The 16,470-nt window shown below is 65.6% G+C and carries 19 protein-coding genes; 9 read left to right on the top strand and 10 right to left on the bottom strand.

Annotated features, from left to right (window positions below):
• The first annotated feature begins 424 nt into the window (after positions 1-424).
• The 6 genes from ABEG18_RS08125 to ABEG18_RS08150 are packed head-to-tail and all read left to right on the top strand — an operon-like array spanning position 425 to position 3,883.
• Positions 425-658 carry a helix-turn-helix transcriptional regulator gene (locus ABEG18_RS08125; RefSeq protein WP_406857568.1) on the top strand — a complete coding sequence of 78 codons (234 nt, stop codon included), beginning with the start codon at positions 425-427 and terminating at the stop codon, positions 656-658.
• On the top strand, positions 658-1,239 hold the full coding sequence (locus ABEG18_RS08130; RefSeq protein ID WP_406857569.1) for a hypothetical protein: 582 nt from the start codon (positions 658-660) through the stop codon (positions 1,237-1,239). The genes ABEG18_RS08125 and ABEG18_RS08130 overlap by 1 nt, the downstream gene beginning before the upstream one ends.
• Positions 1,239-2,345, top strand: coding sequence for an AAA family ATPase (locus ABEG18_RS08135; RefSeq protein ID WP_406857570.1), 1,107 nt, complete (start codon positions 1,239-1,241; stop codon positions 2,343-2,345). The genes ABEG18_RS08130 and ABEG18_RS08135 overlap by 1 nt, the downstream gene beginning before the upstream one ends.
• On the top strand, positions 2,332-3,144 hold the full coding sequence (locus tag ABEG18_RS08140) for a hypothetical protein (RefSeq protein ID WP_406857571.1): 813 nt from the start codon (positions 2,332-2,334) through the stop codon (positions 3,142-3,144). Before ABEG18_RS08135 ends, ABEG18_RS08140 begins: the two co-directional genes overlap by 14 nt.
• Positions 3,125-3,382, top strand: coding sequence for an HGGxSTG domain-containing protein (locus ABEG18_RS08145; RefSeq protein ID WP_406857572.1), 258 nt, complete (start codon positions 3,125-3,127; stop codon positions 3,380-3,382). Before ABEG18_RS08140 ends, ABEG18_RS08145 begins: the two co-directional genes overlap by 20 nt.
• 24 nt (positions 3,383-3,406) lie before the next feature.
• Positions 3,407-3,883, top strand: coding sequence for a helix-turn-helix domain-containing protein (locus tag ABEG18_RS08150; protein ID WP_406857573.1), 477 nt, complete (start codon positions 3,407-3,409; stop codon positions 3,881-3,883).
• A gap of 132 nt (positions 3,884-4,015) precedes the next feature.
• Here ABEG18_RS08150 and ABEG18_RS08155 read toward each other — a convergent pair whose 3' ends face one another.
• Entirely contained in the window at positions 4,016-4,762 is a 747-nt protein-coding gene (locus ABEG18_RS08155) for a sulfite exporter TauE/SafE family protein (RefSeq protein WP_406857574.1), read from the bottom strand.
• A gap of 98 nt (positions 4,763-4,860) precedes the next feature.
• Between ABEG18_RS08155 and ABEG18_RS08160 the strand changes: the two genes are divergently transcribed.
• On the top strand, positions 4,861-5,748 hold the full coding sequence (locus ABEG18_RS08160) for a LysR substrate-binding domain-containing protein (RefSeq protein ID WP_406857575.1): 888 nt from the start codon (positions 4,861-4,863) through the stop codon (positions 5,746-5,748).
• Positions 5,749-5,924: 176 nt separating this feature from the next.
• Here the strand turns inward: ABEG18_RS08160 and ABEG18_RS08165 are convergent, their stop codons facing one another.
• Positions 5,925-6,491 (bottom strand): hypothetical protein, encoded by a 567-nt coding sequence (locus tag ABEG18_RS08165; protein ID WP_406857576.1) that lies wholly within the window; start codon positions 6,489-6,491, stop codon positions 5,925-5,927.
• 201 nt (positions 6,492-6,692) lie between these two features.
• On the opposite strand from ABEG18_RS08165, the gene ABEG18_RS08170 reads away from it, so the two are divergent.
• Positions 6,693-7,244, top strand: a complete 552-nt coding sequence (locus ABEG18_RS08170; protein WP_406857577.1) for a recombinase family protein — start codon at positions 6,693-6,695, stop codon at positions 7,242-7,244.
• A gap of 629 nt (positions 7,245-7,873) precedes the next feature.
• On the opposite strand, the gene ABEG18_RS08175 is transcribed toward ABEG18_RS08170, so the two are convergent.
• From ABEG18_RS08175 to ABEG18_RS08210, 8 genes are read right to left on the bottom strand one after another with little or no spacing between them, the layout of a single operon-like run.
• Positions 7,874-9,259: a sigma-54-dependent transcriptional regulator gene (locus ABEG18_RS08175; protein WP_406857578.1), complete on the bottom strand. Its 1,386-nt coding sequence runs from the start codon at positions 9,257-9,259 to the stop codon at positions 7,874-7,876.
• Positions 9,256-10,998 (bottom strand): ATP-binding protein, encoded by a 1,743-nt coding sequence (locus ABEG18_RS08180; protein ID WP_406857579.1) that lies wholly within the window; start codon positions 10,996-10,998, stop codon positions 9,256-9,258. The genes ABEG18_RS08175 and ABEG18_RS08180 overlap by 4 nt, the downstream gene beginning before the upstream one ends.
• Positions 10,986-11,399: a DMT family transporter gene (locus ABEG18_RS08185; RefSeq protein ID WP_406857580.1), complete on the bottom strand. Its 414-nt coding sequence runs from the start codon at positions 11,397-11,399 to the stop codon at positions 10,986-10,988. The genes ABEG18_RS08180 and ABEG18_RS08185 overlap by 13 nt, the downstream gene beginning before the upstream one ends.
• Positions 11,396-12,541, bottom strand: a complete 1,146-nt coding sequence (locus ABEG18_RS08190) for a GNAT family N-acetyltransferase (protein WP_406857581.1) — start codon at positions 12,539-12,541, stop codon at positions 11,396-11,398. The genes ABEG18_RS08185 and ABEG18_RS08190 overlap by 4 nt, the downstream gene beginning before the upstream one ends.
• Complete coding sequence (locus tag ABEG18_RS08195) at positions 12,538-13,386, bottom strand: alpha/beta hydrolase (protein ID WP_406857582.1); 849 nt, start codon at positions 13,384-13,386, stop codon at positions 12,538-12,540. Before ABEG18_RS08195 ends, ABEG18_RS08190 begins: the two co-directional genes overlap by 4 nt.
• A gap of 8 nt (positions 13,387-13,394) precedes the next feature.
• Positions 13,395-13,745, bottom strand: coding sequence for a hypothetical protein (locus tag ABEG18_RS08200; RefSeq protein WP_406857583.1), 351 nt, complete (start codon positions 13,743-13,745; stop codon positions 13,395-13,397).
• The gene (locus ABEG18_RS08205; protein WP_406857584.1) at positions 13,742-14,686 is read right to left on the bottom strand and encodes an arginase; all 945 of its coding nucleotides are present in this window, start codon (positions 14,684-14,686) and stop codon (positions 13,742-13,744) included. Before ABEG18_RS08205 ends, ABEG18_RS08200 begins: the two co-directional genes overlap by 4 nt.
• 8 nt (positions 14,687-14,694) lie before the next feature.
• Complete coding sequence (locus ABEG18_RS08210) at positions 14,695-15,423, bottom strand: HAD-IB family phosphatase (protein WP_406857585.1); 729 nt, start codon at positions 15,421-15,423, stop codon at positions 14,695-14,697.
• A 222-nt stretch (positions 15,424-15,645) separates the two neighbouring features.
• Here ABEG18_RS08210 and ABEG18_RS08215 point away from each other — a divergent pair, with 222 nt between their 5' ends.
• The gene (locus ABEG18_RS08215; RefSeq protein ID WP_406857586.1) at positions 15,646-16,464 is read left to right on the top strand and encodes a MipA/OmpV family protein; all 819 of its coding nucleotides are present in this window, start codon (positions 15,646-15,648) and stop codon (positions 16,462-16,464) included.
• Positions 16,465-16,470 lie beyond the last annotated feature (6 nt).

Raw genomic sequence — 16,470 nt, forward strand, 5'->3', positions numbered from 1 at the left:
CACATTCCGGACCTCGGCCGAGGATCAGCCCACTTCCCGCGCGCTGTCACTAGGTCGCCAGGAGCAGCAAACTGTGAGCGGGAAGACGTCTTGAAGAAACTCCAAGTTTTGCCGCCTTGTAGGAAAATAAATCTAGCAGCTCCCGGCTTTCACAGGGCAGCAAATTAAAAAATGGGTCGCCGTTGATTTCGCGGTTTTTTCGGAGTCTTCTGTCCGTCATCGCCCCATCACGGACGATGTTCCTCCGTCGGAGGACGACAAGAAAGAGCCGCCCCGACCTTGCCCGTCGGAACGGCTCTCTTGGGGTCACCCCCGTTGCTCTCGAAGAGCGGCATGACCCTAACGCTTAAGAGGAGGCCGGTGCAATCCCGTGCCGCCTCTTGGCGGCTTGTCGACGCGCAAACGACAAGCCAGCGAGGGTCCATTGGCCGCTTCGAACGATGACGTGCGCCGCCACGGCGTCGCCCACCTGCCCGAAACTGGGTTTCTCCGCCTCACCTCCATCCTCGCTCCGCGCGGCCCCATCCCCGTGTCGAAGTCGACGTGGTGGGCAGGGATCTCGCGCGGGCGCTATCCCCAGCCGGTGAAGCTCGGTCCGCGCATCTCCGCGTGGCGCGTGGAGGATATTCGCGCGCTTATTGAAAAAGGGGCGCGCTGATGCTTGGCGCATCCCACCCCCTGACCGAGTTCGAATGGTCGATCGTGAAGCGCCACTCGGCGTGCACACCATTGGCGCAGCTGGAAATCGAGTGGCTGCGGAAGCAGGGGATACCTTCCTCGGCGCTTGCCCACCCCGATTTGCTTCTGCGAGCCGACGTGCATTTCCGAGCGTTGCGTTTCGCATATCCCGACGAGATCGAGCCCGACGCCGAAATGGAACGCGCCCTCATTCTGCTCGTGCGCGATGCGGACGGGCACCCCCACGATCTCGCGGCGTGGGCGCCGCGCTCCCGACGGCTAGCAACCTGGTGCGGCCGAGCCGTCTGTATCGGTAATGCGATGGGTCCGCGCCTCAACGAGCACGGGGCGCTTCCCGTTTATCCGAGTCCTCTCGAGTGGCTGCAGGAGGGCTGTGACGGCATTGTCATCATTGACCCGGTCGCGGCCTCACATGAGCTGTTCGACCTTGGTCCGATTGCTGCTATGGGCGGCGCGGAACATGCCCGCGAGTTGAAGGCGCTCTTCGAGGGCCTCGCCCCCTGCATTATCGCCGGGACAGTGCTGACGAGTGCGATCTGATGGCAGCGCACTTCGAGTTAGGTGAAGCCGCGACCGCGCGTGTGGCGGTGCCATTTCTCCAACCGCCGCGAACGCAGGCCGCCCAGCGGGGCCATGTTCTGCGAGGCAGCCCAGCCACGATTTCGGCTGCCGAACTCGTCAAGAAGTCATTTCCGCCCGTCCAGTGGATCGTGCCTGACTTGGTGCCGGAGGGGCTCACGCTTTTGGTCGGCTCCCCCAAGACGGGGAAGTCGTGGCTGGCGCTAGAAATCGCTTTAGCCGTTGCTTCTGGTTCGTCTTGTCTGGCGGGTCTGACCTGCGAACAGGGGCAGGTACTCTACCTGGCATTAGAGGACAACCAGCGCCGGCTTCAGCGCCGGATTTGTAAGCTGATTGGGGAAGGCGCTGATGGCCCGGGTTCCCTCGAATTTGCGACGGAATGGCATGGGGGCGTTGCTGAAATTCGAAAATGGCTGGAGGAGTTCAGCAATGCGCGCCTCGTGATCATTGACGTGCTTCAGAGATTTCGTCCCTCTACCGGCAAGCACAGTCAGTATGAGGCTGACTACCAGGCGATTGGCGATCTCCAGCAGCTCGCGGGCCAGTATGGAGTGGCAATCGTCGTCATCCATCACACGCGCAAAGGGGAGGCCAGCGACGATCCATTCGAGGCGGTGAGCGGCACGCAAGCTCTCGCCGGTGCGGCCGATACAACGTTGATGCTTCGCCGAAGCAGCAACGGGGTGACGCTCTATGGCCGCGGGCGGGACATCGAGGAGCTGGAGAAGGCAGTCGAGTTCGATCGTCTGACCTGTCGCTGGGCCATCCTGGGCGATGCCGCCGAGCACCACCGCTCCGACCAGCGCACCGCGGTGATAGACGCGCTGCGTCGGTCTGATCACCCCATGGGTCCCAAAGACATCGCTCAGGCAACCGAGATGCCGGAACAGAATGTGAGGCGTCTGCTTGGGAAGATGGTCAGCGCAGGCGAAATCATCAAGTCGGCGCGAGGCCAGTACACCTGCGCTGTTGTGACCGGTGATCCCCCCTGGGGGGCCGGTCACAACGGTCACAACGGTCACATTGGCGGCGGCGGTGCTGAGGAGCTTTTAAATGACCGGTCCTGATCGTCCCCCTATTGTGACCATTGTGACCGATGTGACCGGGGGGTCAGCAACCGGTTCGATCACCACAGATCACCCCAACGCTGAACTAACCGTAGCGCTTCGCGATCTGGAGCGCGTGGGTCGCGCTGCCCCGCCCGCTAAGCGGGTCGAGCCTCCGGCGCCGCACAGGACGACGCGAGCCGAACGGCGCGCCATGCGAAAAGCGCGTCCCAAGAAGACTCAGGTACAGATTCCGGAGGTACGGCTCGGCGAAACGGCGACTGGACGGCCAATCATCCGCCCGATCCACGACGACGTGGAAGGCTGGTTCAATGTCGCGCGGCGCACATTCGGGACCGTATCCGACAGCTTCGCCCGAACCCAGATCCGCTTCCTGCTGCGCGGTTTGCGGACCGCCATGTTCGGGGAGAGCACAGACGCGGTTGAGATGAACGCCGCCCTGGCGCAGATCGCAGGCATCGAGCCTAAGAACGAGCTGGAGGCCGCCCTCGCGACGCAGATGGCCGTGACGCATGTGGTGGCGATGCGCCTGCTTGGGCGCGCCGGCACAACCGACCCCACACTCCCGCATTTTGCCGCGACGGGCTTGGTCACAGCCAAGTTCCTGCGGGCTTTCGCTGGCCAGGCCGAGGTTCTCGCGAAACTGCGCCGCCCGGCCGTGCAGACCGTGCGGGTGGAGCGCGTCGAGGTGCAGGCCGGAGGCCAGGCTGTCGTTGGTTTGGTCAACAACAACAAGCTCCCGCGCCGGAGGGGGGCCAAACAACTCGCGAGGCGAGCCCATGGAACGCAGGACGAATGAACCCGACGGCCTCCGCAATGCGCCGCGCTGCGGAGCCCGCACACGAGCTGGACAGCCCTGTCAGAAGCCGGCCGCACGCGGGAAACAACGCTGCCTTTTGCACGGAGGGGCGCCCGGAAGCGGCGGACCAGCTGGCGAGCGGAATGGCCAGTTTCGCCACGGATTTCACACGGCCAATGCAGTTGAGGAACGACGCGCTCTTCGTGCCTTGCTGAAGCAAGTCTTCGACCGTGATTAACTCCCAACCATCAGGAACGGCGAAATGAACGATGAAACCATCGGCAGCTTTTTGACAGTGCATCAATTCGCGCAGAGGTCCCGCCTTAGTGAGCGAACGATCAGACGTGAGATCAACTCGGGTCGCCTTCGCGCAACGCGACGGGGCGGGCGTCTGGAATTAGCGGTGAGCGACATCGAGAGTTGGCTCAAGTCGAATTCTAGGTTCCTGCAACTACTCCCTCGGCCGTCCGGCGCAATCCGCCCGATCCTCACTGATCCGGACGGAGTCGCGCTACTTTGGTTGGCGTGGGGCCATGATGATTGGCAGGACCCAAGAATGAGGATCAGGGTCCCGCGTCTGCGTGCCCGGGGTGTGCCGATCGACCTCGTAGCGGGCGACAACGGCATGCCTCGTTATCGACTCGCATCCGCAGTTGATGTGCGCTGTGGTCAAAGTCTCATGCGGTTTAGACCCGGAGACGTTGAAATCCTAAATCGTGCGACGAATTCGAGCGCATAGTTCGACCAGAGCTCCTTGAACATGGATGACGGACGGGCTCTCGGTTTCATCTTGAGAGCGACTATGGCAAGCTCTCGAGCAAGGGGATCCACTTCGTCATCTTACAGCAGCCAACGGCGGCGAAACTCTTTCTCATGCGCCCCCCCGCCAGATGAGTTGGCCGCCGAGCAGCAGCAGGCCCGCAAAGAAGAACAGGCGAAAGAGCTCGGGATGCGCGCGCGCACGGAGCCGGCCGCCCAGTGCCATGCCTACGAGGGCCGGCACGATGGCGAGCAATGACGTTCCGCTGGCGGTAAAGGTCAGCGCGCCGTGGATCGCCAGCCCGCCCGCGAGCGCAAGAGTGGAAACCGTGAACGACAGGCCGAGCGCCTGCACCAACTCGTCGCGCTCCAGCCCAAGCGAGCCCAGGTACGGCACGGCGGGGATGACGAAGACACCCGTCGCACCCGTGACGAAGCCGGTTACCGCGCCGACGAGCGGCCCGGCCCAAACCTCTGAGGCGGGCGGAACGCGAAGTTGTGGCTTTGCCAAGCCGAGAGCGCCGTAAAGGACGAGCGCAACGCCAAGAGACGTCGTTGCAGGGCCGGTCGTCGCGCCAACGATCAGGCCTGATCCGGCGAGCGTGCCCGCGACGACGCCGAGCAGCATGGGCCATAGCCGAACCAGCAAGGCATTGGTGCACGGCCCTGCGAGGAGTTGCCAAACATTCGTCACCAGCGAAGGTACGAGCAGGAGAGCAGCGGCCTCGACAGGCCTCATGGCGAGGCCGAGCAGCCCCATGGCGACGGTGGGCAGACCCAGACCGATGACGCCTTTGACCAGCCCGGCGAAGAGAAATGTGCCGCCCACCATCAGGACGGCTGAGAGTGTATCGCTCATGAGCGCAAAGTTGCGGTCGCGCGTGGCTGCGCCACAATGCGGGATTCGCGTAGCATGCCTTCGTCCGTGACGGAGCCAGATCGCCTGGAGCATCGCTGATGCATTTCGATCTCACCGACTTGCGCCTGTTCCTCCATGTGGCTGAGGCGGGGAGCATCACGGGGGCAGCCGAGCGTTCCGGCCTCGCGCTTGCCTCAGCCAGCGCACGCATACGGGGCATGGAGGAGAAGGCGGGGGTGCTGCTGCTGGAGCGCCGCCGGCGCGGCGTCGAGCTGACGCCCGCGGGCCAAACATTGCTCCAACACGCGCGGCTGATTGCCGGGCAGGTGCAGCGGATGCGAGGTGAGATGGGCGAGTACGCCGGCGGCCTGAAGGGTCGTGTCCCGGTGCTGGCCAATACCGCAGCGGCTGACGTGCACCTGCCTGACAGCCTCGCCGCGTTTCTCGCCGCCAACCCGAATGTGGACGTCGACTTGAACGAACGGCCAAGTCCCGAGGTGGCGCGGGCGGTAGCGCAAGGAGAGGCGGAAATCGGGATCGCGGCGGGGCACGCCGACTTCTCGGGGTTGGAAACGACGCCTTTCCGGACCGACCGGCTGGTGCTGGCTGCCCCGCGTGGTCACGCGATGGCAAGTCGGGAGCGGATCACCTTCGCGGAGGCGTTAGGGTGCGAGTTCGTCGGCCTCTCAGGTGACAGCGCGCTGGGTAGGCATCTGGCTGGGCACGCGGCGCGGGCTGGCGGAAGAATGCGGACGCGAGTGCGCGTGCGCGGGCTTGACGCCGCCTGCCGCATGGTCGCCCTCGGCGCCGGCGTCGCCATCGTGCCCGAGACCGCGGTCCGGCGGTGGAACATGCAAGAGACGCTCGCCCTCATCTCCCTCGACGACCCGTGGGCCGACCGGCGCCTTGTTCTGGCTGTGCGCCGGCTGGACTCCCTATCGGTCCATGCCCGGCGCTTGACTGAGCACCTACTGGCGGCAGCGTAGCCGTTGCGCGGCACCGATCCTGGCTGCCGCCTGGCGGGTACAGGCTGCCCCTCAGCCGACATTTGGAGAGGTGGCCGACCATCCACAACCACGTGGCGATGGCTGTCGAGAGCACAATTGCGCCCCGTCCTTGTTCCGCGTTGGCCGGAATGCTCGGCACCGGTCGGGACGGCTCACTAACCGCGATTCACACGGTCGAACACGCTGACCAGTTTCGGGTGGAGCTCGCGTATGCTGGCCCGGAACGCATCAGCTATGGACATAAGTGTATCTGCTGACGAGATGAGAAATTCGTGTTCGTGGGCATATCGCCACTGCTCAAAGGAGTTCGAGACGGTTCTGAGTTCCTCAAAGAATTCGTCTCGATCCCCACGAGAATACCGATGGAGCGCAATGGAACAGGCTACGACATCCGGTGCCTGCGCCTCCAAGGCTATGAATAAGTCGGCGAGTGAGTGGCCACGGCTCAGCTTTCCGTGGAGAGATAATAATAGCTTGAGATACAATTCTATCGCGAATGCAAGATTCACAATGGGCGGTGCGCCAAGACTGTTTGGCCCGTCGTGGCCTCGGCTCGCAGCAATTCCCGCAGCTGTCGCATTTGTTAGTTGCTCTTCCGCCACTCGCGCGGCGTCGAACGGCACGCTGGTCAGCAATCCCGCAAAATAGAATGCATCGGCTCCGTTCAGCATACGTTGGTGGAAGTCTTTTGGTAGCGCGTCTGAGTGGCTCTGGTTCTGCATCGGCCGATGTTAACGCGGGCAACTCTCCGTCACTAGTTCGCTCGTCCCTTGGGCGCGTCGAGGTCACTCGCGTCGAGTTGGGGTACACCCACAGTGGACGTACACAAGTCACGCTCCGGACGTCTACTCAGGGTTGACTGGTGATTTAGTAGACGGTACGAACGTTGGGTCTAGCGCCATAGTGGACATCAAGGACCCACGATGACGACGACCATCGGCTACGCCCGCGTCTCCACCACCGACCAGAGCACCGACGGGCAGGTGCAGCGCCTCAAGGAGGCCGGGTGCTCCGTTGTTCGCACCGAGAAGGTGTCGGCTAGGACCCGTGAAGGTCGCGGCGAACTGTCGTCGATCCTCGATTTCGCACGTCCAGGCGACAAGGTCGTGGTCACGAAGCTCGACCGGCTGGGCCGCTCCACCAGGGACGTGCTGAACATCGTGCACGAGCTGGAGCTGAAGGGCGCGCACGTGCAGATCTTGGATCCGGCGATCTCCACCGAGGGGCCAATGGGGAAGGTGATGCTCACCGTCCTTGGCATGGTCGCCGAGATGGAGTTGGGCTTCATCCGAGATCGCCAGCGAGCCGGAATTGAGGCCGCAAAAGCGAAAGGCATCTACAAGGGCCGTCCCGCCAGCCTCGACCGACAAAGGATTGTCAAAATGCGTTCTGACGGCGTGGGCGCGACGGAGATCGCCAAGGCTGTCGGATGTTCGCGGGCAGCCATCTACAAAATTCTCAACGAGGGCAAGTAGGCGAACCTTCACATGCACGTCGCGTTGCCCGACCAAAGGATGGCTGAGATCGTCAGCCAGTTCTTGGGAGGAGGATATGGCCCGTCACGTCCTGAGAAGTCTCTCGCCCGTCGGCAGTGATGACGGCCTCCTTGAAGTGCAGCTAACGGGCCCGCAATCCTTGGATGAACCCGTCGTCATGCTGCTGTTGGCCAACGACATGCTGGAGATTTCTTCAGTGACGCACGGCGTGAAGAGGAAGGTTACCTATAGGCTGACCTCGGACGCGTTGCAGAAGAGCAAATCACCTCCGAAACACACTGACGCGCCAACGCTCCAGGCCATGCGTCCCCGTGCGCTTCCCCGGGCTCTCCGCGCCCATGTTCCGCTTTGCGATTGCCACAGTGGCCGGGATTAGCAATCGCTTAAGTTGAATTGTCCTAGTTGGTCCCACGCTCGGTCCCACGAAGGAGCAGGGCTTGGTGAGTCTGCTACGTGCCCCATGAGCGGACTCCAACAGGTTCGCCCCAAGCAGACGTTCCAGCGAGCGCACAGCAGCTAGCTCACAGGCGAGCCGTTTGCCTCCGCGCAGCTCACGCTCGCATCCGGACCGCCTCGAGTTCGTCGATCAGCCGGGCGAGGCGGAATGCTCAGTTCCCTTCCACGCCCTTGCTGACCGTGATCTCGAGTTTCTTGATGCGGTGCCAGAGGCTGCGCTCCGTAATGCCCAGGATCTCGGCCGCCCGCACCTGCACCCCCTCTGTTTGCCTCAGTGCGGCGACGATTCGGCTGCGCTCAAAGTTGGCGCACTCCGCGTCGAGGTCCATCGGGAATTGCAGGTCACGGTCCGGCCGACGGCCGGGAGCCTGCGCGATGTCGGGTGGGAGATCGGCGGCGCCAATCGCGCCACCGCGCGCCGAAAGCACCGAGCGCTCCACGCAGTTCTGCAACTCTCGTATGTTTCCGGGCCAGCTATAGGCCGCGAGGGCGCGGGCCGCATCCGGCGCGAAACTCAAGCCCCGTTTGCCGAGCGCCGGCCCAAACTCGGCCAGGAAGCGCTCCAGGAACAACGGGATGTCCTCGCGGCGGTCCCGAAGCGGGGGGAGGGCGATCGGGAAGACGTGCAGGCGGTAGTAGAGATCGCCCCGGAATGTCCCCTCGGCCACCATCTTCTCGAGGTCGCGGTTCGTGGCCGCGATGATGCGGACGTCCGTGGTCTTGCTCTGGGTCCCCCCGACGGGCTCGTAGGTGCGGTCCTGGAGCACGCGCAGGATCTTGGCTTGAAGCGCCAGCGGCATGTCGCCGATCTCGTCCAGGAACAGGGTTCCACGATCGGCCTGTCCGAAGCGGCCGACCCGGTTGGTGAGCGCACCGGTGAAGCTGCCTTTCACGTGGCCGAAGAACTCGCTCTCGAGCAGCGGTTCCGGCACGGCGGCGCAATTGACGGCTACGAAGGGCCCCTCGTGCCGCGGACTGTTGAAGTGGATGGCCCGGGCGACCACCTCCTTGCCGGTGCCGCTTTCGCCCGTCAGCAACACCGTCGTCTTCGCCGAACAGACTTCCCCGACGGCGCGCAGCACCTTCTGGAACGCCGGCGAAACCCCAATGAGCGTGTCGAAGCGATACTTGCCTTCGAGTTCCTCGCGCAGGCGGGCGTTGTCGCGCAGCGCATCCTGAAGGCGGAGCGCGTTGGAGAGCGTGGCGGTGAGATCGTCGAGTTCGATGGGCTTGTCGATATAGTCGAAGGCGCCCTCCTTGATCACCGCAACGGCGTCGCGGACGCTGCTATAGGCCGTCATGATCACGAGCGGCGCCGTGTGACCGCGGCTGCGCATTTCGGCCAGCAGCTCGCGGCCGCCCATGCCGGGCATGCGCAAGTCGCACAGAACGAGGTCCACGGCGTCGCGCTCGAGAACCTCCAGGGCCGCGCCGCCGCTTTCAGCCGTCAGGGTCCGGTAGTCCATCTGCTCCAGCATTCCGGACAAGACGTCCAGGAGCTTTGGTTCGTCATCGACGATCAGGATGGTGTGGCTCATGCGCGCGCGTCGTCCTCGGATGCGGCGACCGGGAACGTGAGCTCGAACACCGCCCCGCCAGGGTCGCCCTTGTATTCCACCTTGCCGCCATGGGTCTCCATCACGGCGAACACCTTCGCGAGGCCAAGGCCGGCGCCTGACGGCTTTGAGGTCACGAAGGGATCGAACAGGCGCGGCTGGATCTCGTTCGACACGCCGGGCCCCGTGTCGGAGAAGACGAGCCGAATCTGCTCGCCATCGGACCATTGCTGGATGGTGAGCTGTCCGCCGCCCTGCATCGCGTCGAGGGAGTTCAGCACGAGATTGAGAACGGCGTCATAGACCTGGCCCGGATCACCCCGGACGACCGCGTCGGGAGCGCGATCCACAAAGGAGATCGCCACCCCGCGTCGGTCTGCCTCCTGCTGGGCGAAGTCGAGGGCCCGGCCCACGATTTCGGAGGGCCTGATCGCCACGAAGACCTGCGGCGTCTTGGCGAAGGTGAGGAAGTCCCGGATCAGCGCGTCGATGCGCCGGACCTCCTCGACCACATAGCCGAGGCGGCGGGTCTCGGCCTCGTTCAGGCTCTGGGATCGCTGCAGCAGCTCAGCGGTGGTCTTGATGATGCCGAGCGGGTTGCGCACCTCATGGGCGAGCCCGGCCGCGACTTCCCCTAACGTCGACAGCCGTTCCTGGCGGCGCATCCGCTCTTCCACTTCCCGCAGTCGCGCGAGCTGCACCGTCATGCGGTTGAAGGCTGCCGAGAGTTCCGCCACCTCGTCCCGGCCGGTGACGGCGACAGCTTGGTGGTAGTCGCCGGCCGACACCGCCCGGACCGCCTCGGCGAGGCGAAGCAGCGGCTTGGTCAGTTGGCGCGACAGAAGAAGCGCGCCGAGCACCGCCAGGGCCGAGCCCAGGACGAGGATGGCGATGAAGATGTTGGTCTGGTTCACCCATCCGGCCGCGCCGACATCGGAACGCAGGCCGCAGAAGATGACGCCGAGCAGCTGCTGGCGATTGTCGTAGAGAGGCGTGTAGACGCCCAGGAAGCGGCCTCCTTCGGCCGCGCGCTGGAACACGTAGGGCGCGCCGCCGGCCAGATCCGAGACGATCGAACGGCGAAGCAGCCGGTCCGCGTGGACGCCCTCCCGGGACGAGTAGAACTCGATTAAGTCCGGGCCCTGCCGGTAGTAAAGGCGCATCTCGAACGACTTCAGGGCGTTGATGTTGCCGATATAGTTCTCGTCGATGAAAATGCCGACGAGGAGGAACATCTTTCGCCCATCCCGCTCGAACGGTCGCAATGCGCCCGCCATCAGCATGAGCCGGCCCTCGATCTCGACGGTGTAGAGCGTGGCTTCCTCCGAAAACGGCGCTTCGTCGAGCCCGGCCACCGGACGTGACGAGAAGATCGCTTTCTTGTCGGCGTCGTAGATGACCAGCACGTCGTAGCCCAGCGCGTCCATGAGCTTCTGGACGCTCCCGGGCAGCGTCTTGGCGGCGCCGCGGGCCAACGGATCGAGCACGCCCTGCTCGATCATGCTGTCGGCGATGCCGATGGCCTCTCGACGCTCGTCCAGCAGGTTGCCGAAGAAGAACCGCGAGGTCTCATAGAGCCACACGCGCAGGCTGGACTCGAAGGTGTCGACCACGAGCTGGGTGGCCAGCTCCGTCGCGACCAGGGTCGGCGCGACGCTGACGAGCATGAAGGCGACGATCAGCTTCAGGCGGATGGAACGGAAGCGATTCAGCGAGCGCACGCGGGTTCGTCCTCCGTGCCAAGCACGATCACGCCCACGATGATGAGCCCGATTCCGGCCCAGCGCAGCGCCCCGATTTCCTCTCGGAACACCAGCGCGGAGCAGGCCGTCACCGTGACATAGACCACTGACGTCAGTGGGAAGCAAAGGCTGAGCGGGAGCTTGTCAAGGATCGCCATCCAGGCCGCGAAGGAGCCGAGATAGCCCAGGACGCCGAGCCAGGCCCAGCCGCTGCCCGCGGCGGCGGCGAACCAGTGCGGGAGGTCGGGCGCCGCCGCGAGGGTCTCTCCCGCCGCCTTCAGGGCGATCTGCGCCAGCGTCTCGAAGGCGACCAGCAGCGTCCACGCGGCCCCTGTGAGGACTGCCGCCGAGGTGCGGTCCGCGGCCATGGTGCGGGTCAAGCGTGTTCCTCCATCAGCCTGGCGATCTCCGGGTCGAAGCGGTCGAGCCGCACCAGCTTGGCCACCAGCCTGAGAGTAGCGTTCAGGGCGGGACGGCGATGGCGGAACATCAGCCAGTTGGGCGACAGCCTGCAACCGAGCCGCAGTTTGGGGCCGTAAAAGGCTTGTCCGCTCTGGTAGGTTCCTATTCCGCGCTCGGCGCAGTAAGCCACGTTCTCCAGCCAGCTTAGGTAGTAGAGATTGTAACGGCGCACGGCGGGGTAGTGCATCCCGACATATTTGTCGACGAGGCGGGTCGGAGTTTCGATCATGAGGTTGAAGGCGACGAGCCGCTCGTCCGCCCAATAGAGGGCCATGCTGGCCGCTGGCGCCAGGCGGCGCAGCACTGCGGCGAAGTAATCCGGCGGCAGGTGCTCGAACTGGAGTTCGCTGTTGGCGACGGTTTCCTCGTAGAGCGCGGCGACCTCCGCGACGAGGTCGTCGATCGCGTGGCGGCGCTCCACCCGGACGCCTTCGCGTGCGCGAAGCTTGCGCTTGAGATCCTTGCGCGTGGCGCGGCTGAGGGTCGCCAAGTAGGCGTCCAGCCTGCCGGGCGGGACCTTCAGCACGCCGGTCGGCAGGCCCGGCATGGCCTGGTAGCCGCGGCCCGCGGCGACGCTCCGCCACAAGGGCATGTCCGCTTCGCTGGCGTCCTTGACCGCCATTAGCCCACAGCTTTCCGCCGCCGCAAGGTCTTCGAAGGCGTCAAGCAGTTGGTCCAGCATCGCCGGCTTGCGCTCCTCGGCGACCTCGGGAGCGAAACCAAGATGGCACTGCTCCGCCACTGGCGACCCAAGCGCAGCGAGGTTCAGAGTCATCAGCCTGGGCAGGGTGCGGGCGAGCGCCTCCGTGATCCGCCGCAACGGACCCTGGACCGTCGTGTCCAGGCGGTAGCGCGTCAGGAAGACGGGAGCGACGGCGACCGGTTGTCCGTCCTCCAGAAGCGCGATGTACCGCCATTCAAAGCCGGGCGGCCCAGCGTCCTCCACGGCCCGATAGAAGGCCCAGCCTTCCGGGTCGCCAGGGAAGCACCGATCCCAGGCGGCGGCGGAGATCGCCTCGATGCTGGCGTAGACGACGGCGGCCGGGGAGGGGGGCCTCATCCAGCGCGCGCCCGCAGCATCGGGACAGCGGTCTCGCGGCCGACCGGCCGGGGACGCCGACGATCGAGGAAACTCAAAGTGTGCGCGACCAGGCGGTCGCGGTCGAGGTCGAGCGTCACCATGTGGTAGCTGTCTTCCAGAATGACCTTTTCCACGTCGCCCCCGATCCGGCTCGCGACGTAGTGGGCGTTCCGCAGGCTGGTCATGTCGTCGTCCCTGGCGTGGACGACGAGAGCGGGCGCGCGGACGGTCGGAAGTGCCTTTTTGACCCGATCTATCAACCGGTGCAGTTCCAGCAGGCTGCCGCCAGGCGTCGCGGCGTTGCCGGCTGAGCCGCTGTCGCCGCCCTGCATGGCCCGCACGATCCGCTCGCGCAGGCGGTCGTCCTTGATGCCGAAGGGCGCTCCCTCGACGAACCGGATCCACCGCGCCAAGCCGAGCGACAGCGCCGGCTTGAGCAGCACGCGCGAGCGCGGGATGGCCCACCCGTCGTAGAAGAGCGTGGTGGAGTAAAGGAGGAGGCCCGCGACCTCGTTCGGCCTGGCGTGAGCGAGGTTGATCGCCAGAAGCGCCCCCATCGAGAGCCCGCCGACGAACACGGTCTCGTGCTGCTCGCGCAGGCGGTCGAAGGCTCGCTCCACGCTGCGGCTCCAGTCGCGCCAACCGGCGCCCAGCAGATCCGCCTCCGTGCCGCAGTGCCCGGCGAGCTGGACGCCGTGGACCGTATAGCCCTTGCGGGCGATCGCCTTGGCGACGCTCTTGACCTCCGACGGCGTTCCCGTGAGCCCATGGATCAGCAGGACCGCAACCGGGCCCCCCGCGAAGGTGAAACTGTTATCGCTCATGGTGTGTCTCATGCGGCGCTGATGCAGACGAGGGCGACGCCCAGGGTGATGATGGAGGCGCCGAGCCAGCGCCGGGCGGAGACGCGCTCCCCGAGCACGAAGCGGCCGGTCAGCAGCACGCCGCAATAGGCGAGAGCGGCCACCGGAAACGCGACGCTCAGCGGCGCCGCGGACAGGACCGCGAGCCACAGCAGGATCTCGAGCGCATAGGCAGCCACGCCGGCGAGCGTCATCGGGCTGGTGAGGACCCTACGCCAGAGCGCGCCCTCGTGGCTCGACAGGCCCAATTTGAAGGCGGTCTGGCCGGCGACGTCCAACAGGATGGTCGCGACGAAAAGGGCGACGATCGTTTGGGTCACAGCACGTCTTCCAGGAGCGCCAGGAGGCGGGCGTTGGTTCTTTCGTTGAGGGCCAGGTTCCCCGGCGCACGGCGCGGCTGGTCGAGCCAGGCTTCCGCGATCTTCATGGGATGGCGATACCCGGCGCGCGAATAGTCGCCGCACAGGTCGGCCCCGAGGACCCGGCGCCCGCGCGACAGGGTGGCGATCGCCTGCTCCAGGAGGTGGAGAGGCAAGGCGCCCTGGTCCCAGTTCGTGGCCGCGTCCTCCCGAGCCAGCACATCCTTGTCGATCGTGATCCAGATCGCATCCGTCGGCAGGCGGGCGATCAGCCCGGCCAGAAAGCCGGTCCAGTCCTCGCCGGCGAGGTTGGTCCACGCGAGTTCTCCGTGCGCGATCGTGTGGCCGGGAACGGGAGCGCTGTCCTGGTCGATCGCGGTCGGCATCCGGTACCAGGGGTGCATCTCGAGCCTCCCGGAGCGCAGGGCCGCGAGGTTTTGGCCATTGCGATCGAATTTCGCGAGATCGTTGCTGCAGCATCCGATGGTCACGACGCGCCCGACATGGGGCATTTTGAGCGCGGCGTTCACCCAAGAGCCGCAATGTCGGCGCGGATACGTCCAGGCCCAGTCCGGATGGTTGTCGAAGTGAATGACGGTGAGCGGCTCTGCGCGACGCTCGATCAGCGCCGCCGTCAGATGATGGTAATCGCCCGAACCCAACAGGAAGATCTCGGGCGCCGCCGTGGGAGCGGGCAGCCGGCGGGCGAAGGCGGCGTAATCGCAATCCCAGGCCCACAGGCGCAACTTGCGCCCCATGTCACGAAGGTCGAGCCGGACCGCAGCCCCGGTTTCGATACGGTCGCGAATCGGGGGTTGGCCGGGTTGGCTGCCATCGAGGTCCAGCACCGTCAGGACGGGGGCTCGCTTCGGGGCGAGACTCGCGCGCCGCTCGGCGGCCATGCTCTCAGTCATGACGCGGCCTGCCTTTCCTCCGGCCGACGGGCGCCCCCGAAGCGGCGCTCCAAGCCCGCCATCACGTCGTAGAAAGTCCTGAACGGCTCCACGTGCAGCCTTTGCTCTCGAGCATGGCGCAGCAGCGGGGACGGCCCTGATCGGCCGTCCTTCGCGAACACCAGGTCGGCGGCGCCGGCGACGCAGATGTCGGAGCGTCCGTCGCCGATCACCACCGTGAAGGCGTCGCCTCCGAAGGCGGCGCCCGAGCGGCATTTGCAGTGGGCCGCATCCGCCGCACAGCCCGGGTCCGAATGAGGCGTCCGGAGCGCCCAGCTCCCCTCGACGCCACGCGCCAAGCCGTTGGCCCGGAATGGAATAGTCAGGGCGAGGCGCTGCAGGATGCGTCGGATCGCATGGTCCAGGCCGTCGCTCACGATTTCGAGCCGAAAGCCGCGCAGCGAGCAGTAGGCGACGAACTCCGTAAATCCGGCCTCGACCTGGATCTCGTCGATGATCGCATCGAAATCGGACGGCTCGCCGCGCAACAGGCTCGCCTGCCGCGTCAGGCATTCGCGGGACCCGATGGCGCCCGCCGTCCAAAGCTCCTCGATCTCGGCCCAGGCGGGATCGGCGCACGCGTCCAACAGCGCGTCGGTGACGTCCTCCCGGGTGATGGTGCCGTCGAAGTCGCACAAGATGCGAAGGTGGAGCGGGGGAGTTCGCACAGGATCTCGGTAGGCCATGGCTCCTCCTGCGCAACCCTCGTGCCAGATGGGCCGCGATCTGCAAGCCTTTGCCAAGCCATGGTTTTCGGTGCTGTTTCGACAGGAGCGACGGAATGCGTCCTCCAAAATTTGGAGGTCACTCCGAATAAGCGTGCTTGGCCCGGGTCCGCCACGAGACGTATGGTTTGAACGCTGGCGGGCCTTGCTCCCCACGGCTGTGATCCACCTGCGAAGCATCTCGTGAACTGTCGTCCCTTCCTGATCGCCTTCACGTGCCTGGCCCGTGGCGGCCCTGCGGTCGCCGCGGATGCGCCGCCGGTGACGAGTCCGGAGCCCGCCTCCGGCTGGATCGTCACCATGGGCGCGAACTTCTCCGCCGCGCCCCGCTACGACGGCGCCGCGCTCTACGGAGCCTATGCGCTGCCGACCTTCAGCATTCGCCGGGCCGACGAGCCGGCCGGCTTCTCGTCTCCCGACGACGGGCTCGATTTCACCCTGTTCGGCAACGACCGGTTCGCCATTGGCCCGGTCGCCAATCTGCGCGGCGGGCGCTACCGGTCGTCCAATCACGACCTGAACGGACTGCGCGACGTGCCCTGGACCGTAGAAGGCGGCGTCTTCGCCGAGTTCTGGCCGGTTCTCGATCGGCTGCGGCTGCGCCTGGAGGTTCGCCATGGTTTCCGTGGCCGCGCGGACGGCTTCGTGGCCGACCTCTCTTCCGACTGGGTGCAGCGGTTCGGCAAGTTCACTTTGTCCGGGGGACCGCGGGCCTCCTTCGCCGACTCCGACTACATGGACGCGAATTTTGGCGTGCTTCCGCGCGAGGCGGCCGTCAATCGGCGAGTGTACGCCTATGATCCTGGGCCGGGGCTGAAGTCCCTCGGGTGGGAAACCGCGTTGAGCTATGCCTGGTCCGAGGCCTGGACCACGACCGGCTACCTTCGCTACGACCGCCTAGTGAGGGACGCTGCCGCGAGCCCGATCGTGCATCGGATGGGCTCGCGGGATCAGCTCACGGTCGGGACGGAAATCACCTACTCCTTCGCAATCGGCCGCTGAGGCGGG

The sequence above is a fragment of the Alsobacter sp. KACC 23698 genome (assembly GCF_045348435.1).
In the GTDB taxonomy this organism is placed as follows: domain Bacteria; phylum Pseudomonadota; class Alphaproteobacteria; order Rhizobiales; family Beijerinckiaceae; genus Alsobacter.

What these genes read in the sequence shown, in the direction of transcription:
- ABEG18_RS08210 (WP_406857585.1), bottom strand. Translation starts at nt 15,423, where the DNA reads ATGGCCTACCGAGATCCTGTGCGAACTCCCCCGCTCCACCTTCGCATC.
- ABEG18_RS08145 (WP_406857572.1), top strand. Translation starts at nt 3,125, where the DNA reads ATGGAACGCAGGACGAATGAACCCGACGGCCTCCGCAATGCGCCGCGC.
- ABEG18_RS08140 (WP_406857571.1), top strand. Translation starts at nt 2,332, where the DNA reads ATGACCGGTCCTGATCGTCCCCCTATTGTGACCATTGTGACCGATGTG.
- ABEG18_RS08175 (WP_406857578.1), bottom strand. Translation starts at nt 9,259, where the DNA reads ATGAGCCACACCATCCTGATCGTCGATGACGAACCAAAGCTCCTGGAC.
- ABEG18_RS08160 (WP_406857575.1), top strand. Translation starts at nt 4,861, where the DNA reads ATGCATTTCGATCTCACCGACTTGCGCCTGTTCCTCCATGTGGCTGAG.
- ABEG18_RS08170 (WP_406857577.1), top strand. Translation starts at nt 6,693, where the DNA reads ATGACGACGACCATCGGCTACGCCCGCGTCTCCACCACCGACCAGAGC.
- ABEG18_RS08135 (WP_406857570.1), top strand. Translation starts at nt 1,239, where the DNA reads ATGGCAGCGCACTTCGAGTTAGGTGAAGCCGCGACCGCGCGTGTGGCG.
- ABEG18_RS08130 (WP_406857569.1), top strand. Translation starts at nt 658, where the DNA reads ATGCTTGGCGCATCCCACCCCCTGACCGAGTTCGAATGGTCGATCGTG.
- ABEG18_RS08195 (WP_406857582.1), bottom strand. Translation starts at nt 13,386, where the DNA reads ATGAGCGATAACAGTTTCACCTTCGCGGGGGGCCCGGTTGCGGTCCTG.
- ABEG18_RS08150 (WP_406857573.1), top strand. Translation starts at nt 3,407, where the DNA reads ATGAACGATGAAACCATCGGCAGCTTTTTGACAGTGCATCAATTCGCG.
- ABEG18_RS08190 (WP_406857581.1), bottom strand. Translation starts at nt 12,541, where the DNA reads ATGAGGCCCCCCTCCCCGGCCGCCGTCGTCTACGCCAGCATCGAGGCG.
- ABEG18_RS08205 (WP_406857584.1), bottom strand. Translation starts at nt 14,686, where the DNA reads ATGGCCGCCGAGCGGCGCGCGAGTCTCGCCCCGAAGCGAGCCCCCGTC.
- ABEG18_RS08155 (WP_406857574.1), bottom strand. Translation starts at nt 4,762, where the DNA reads ATGAGCGATACACTCTCAGCCGTCCTGATGGTGGGCGGCACATTTCTC.
- ABEG18_RS08165 (WP_406857576.1), bottom strand. Translation starts at nt 6,491, where the DNA reads ATGCAGAACCAGAGCCACTCAGACGCGCTACCAAAAGACTTCCACCAA.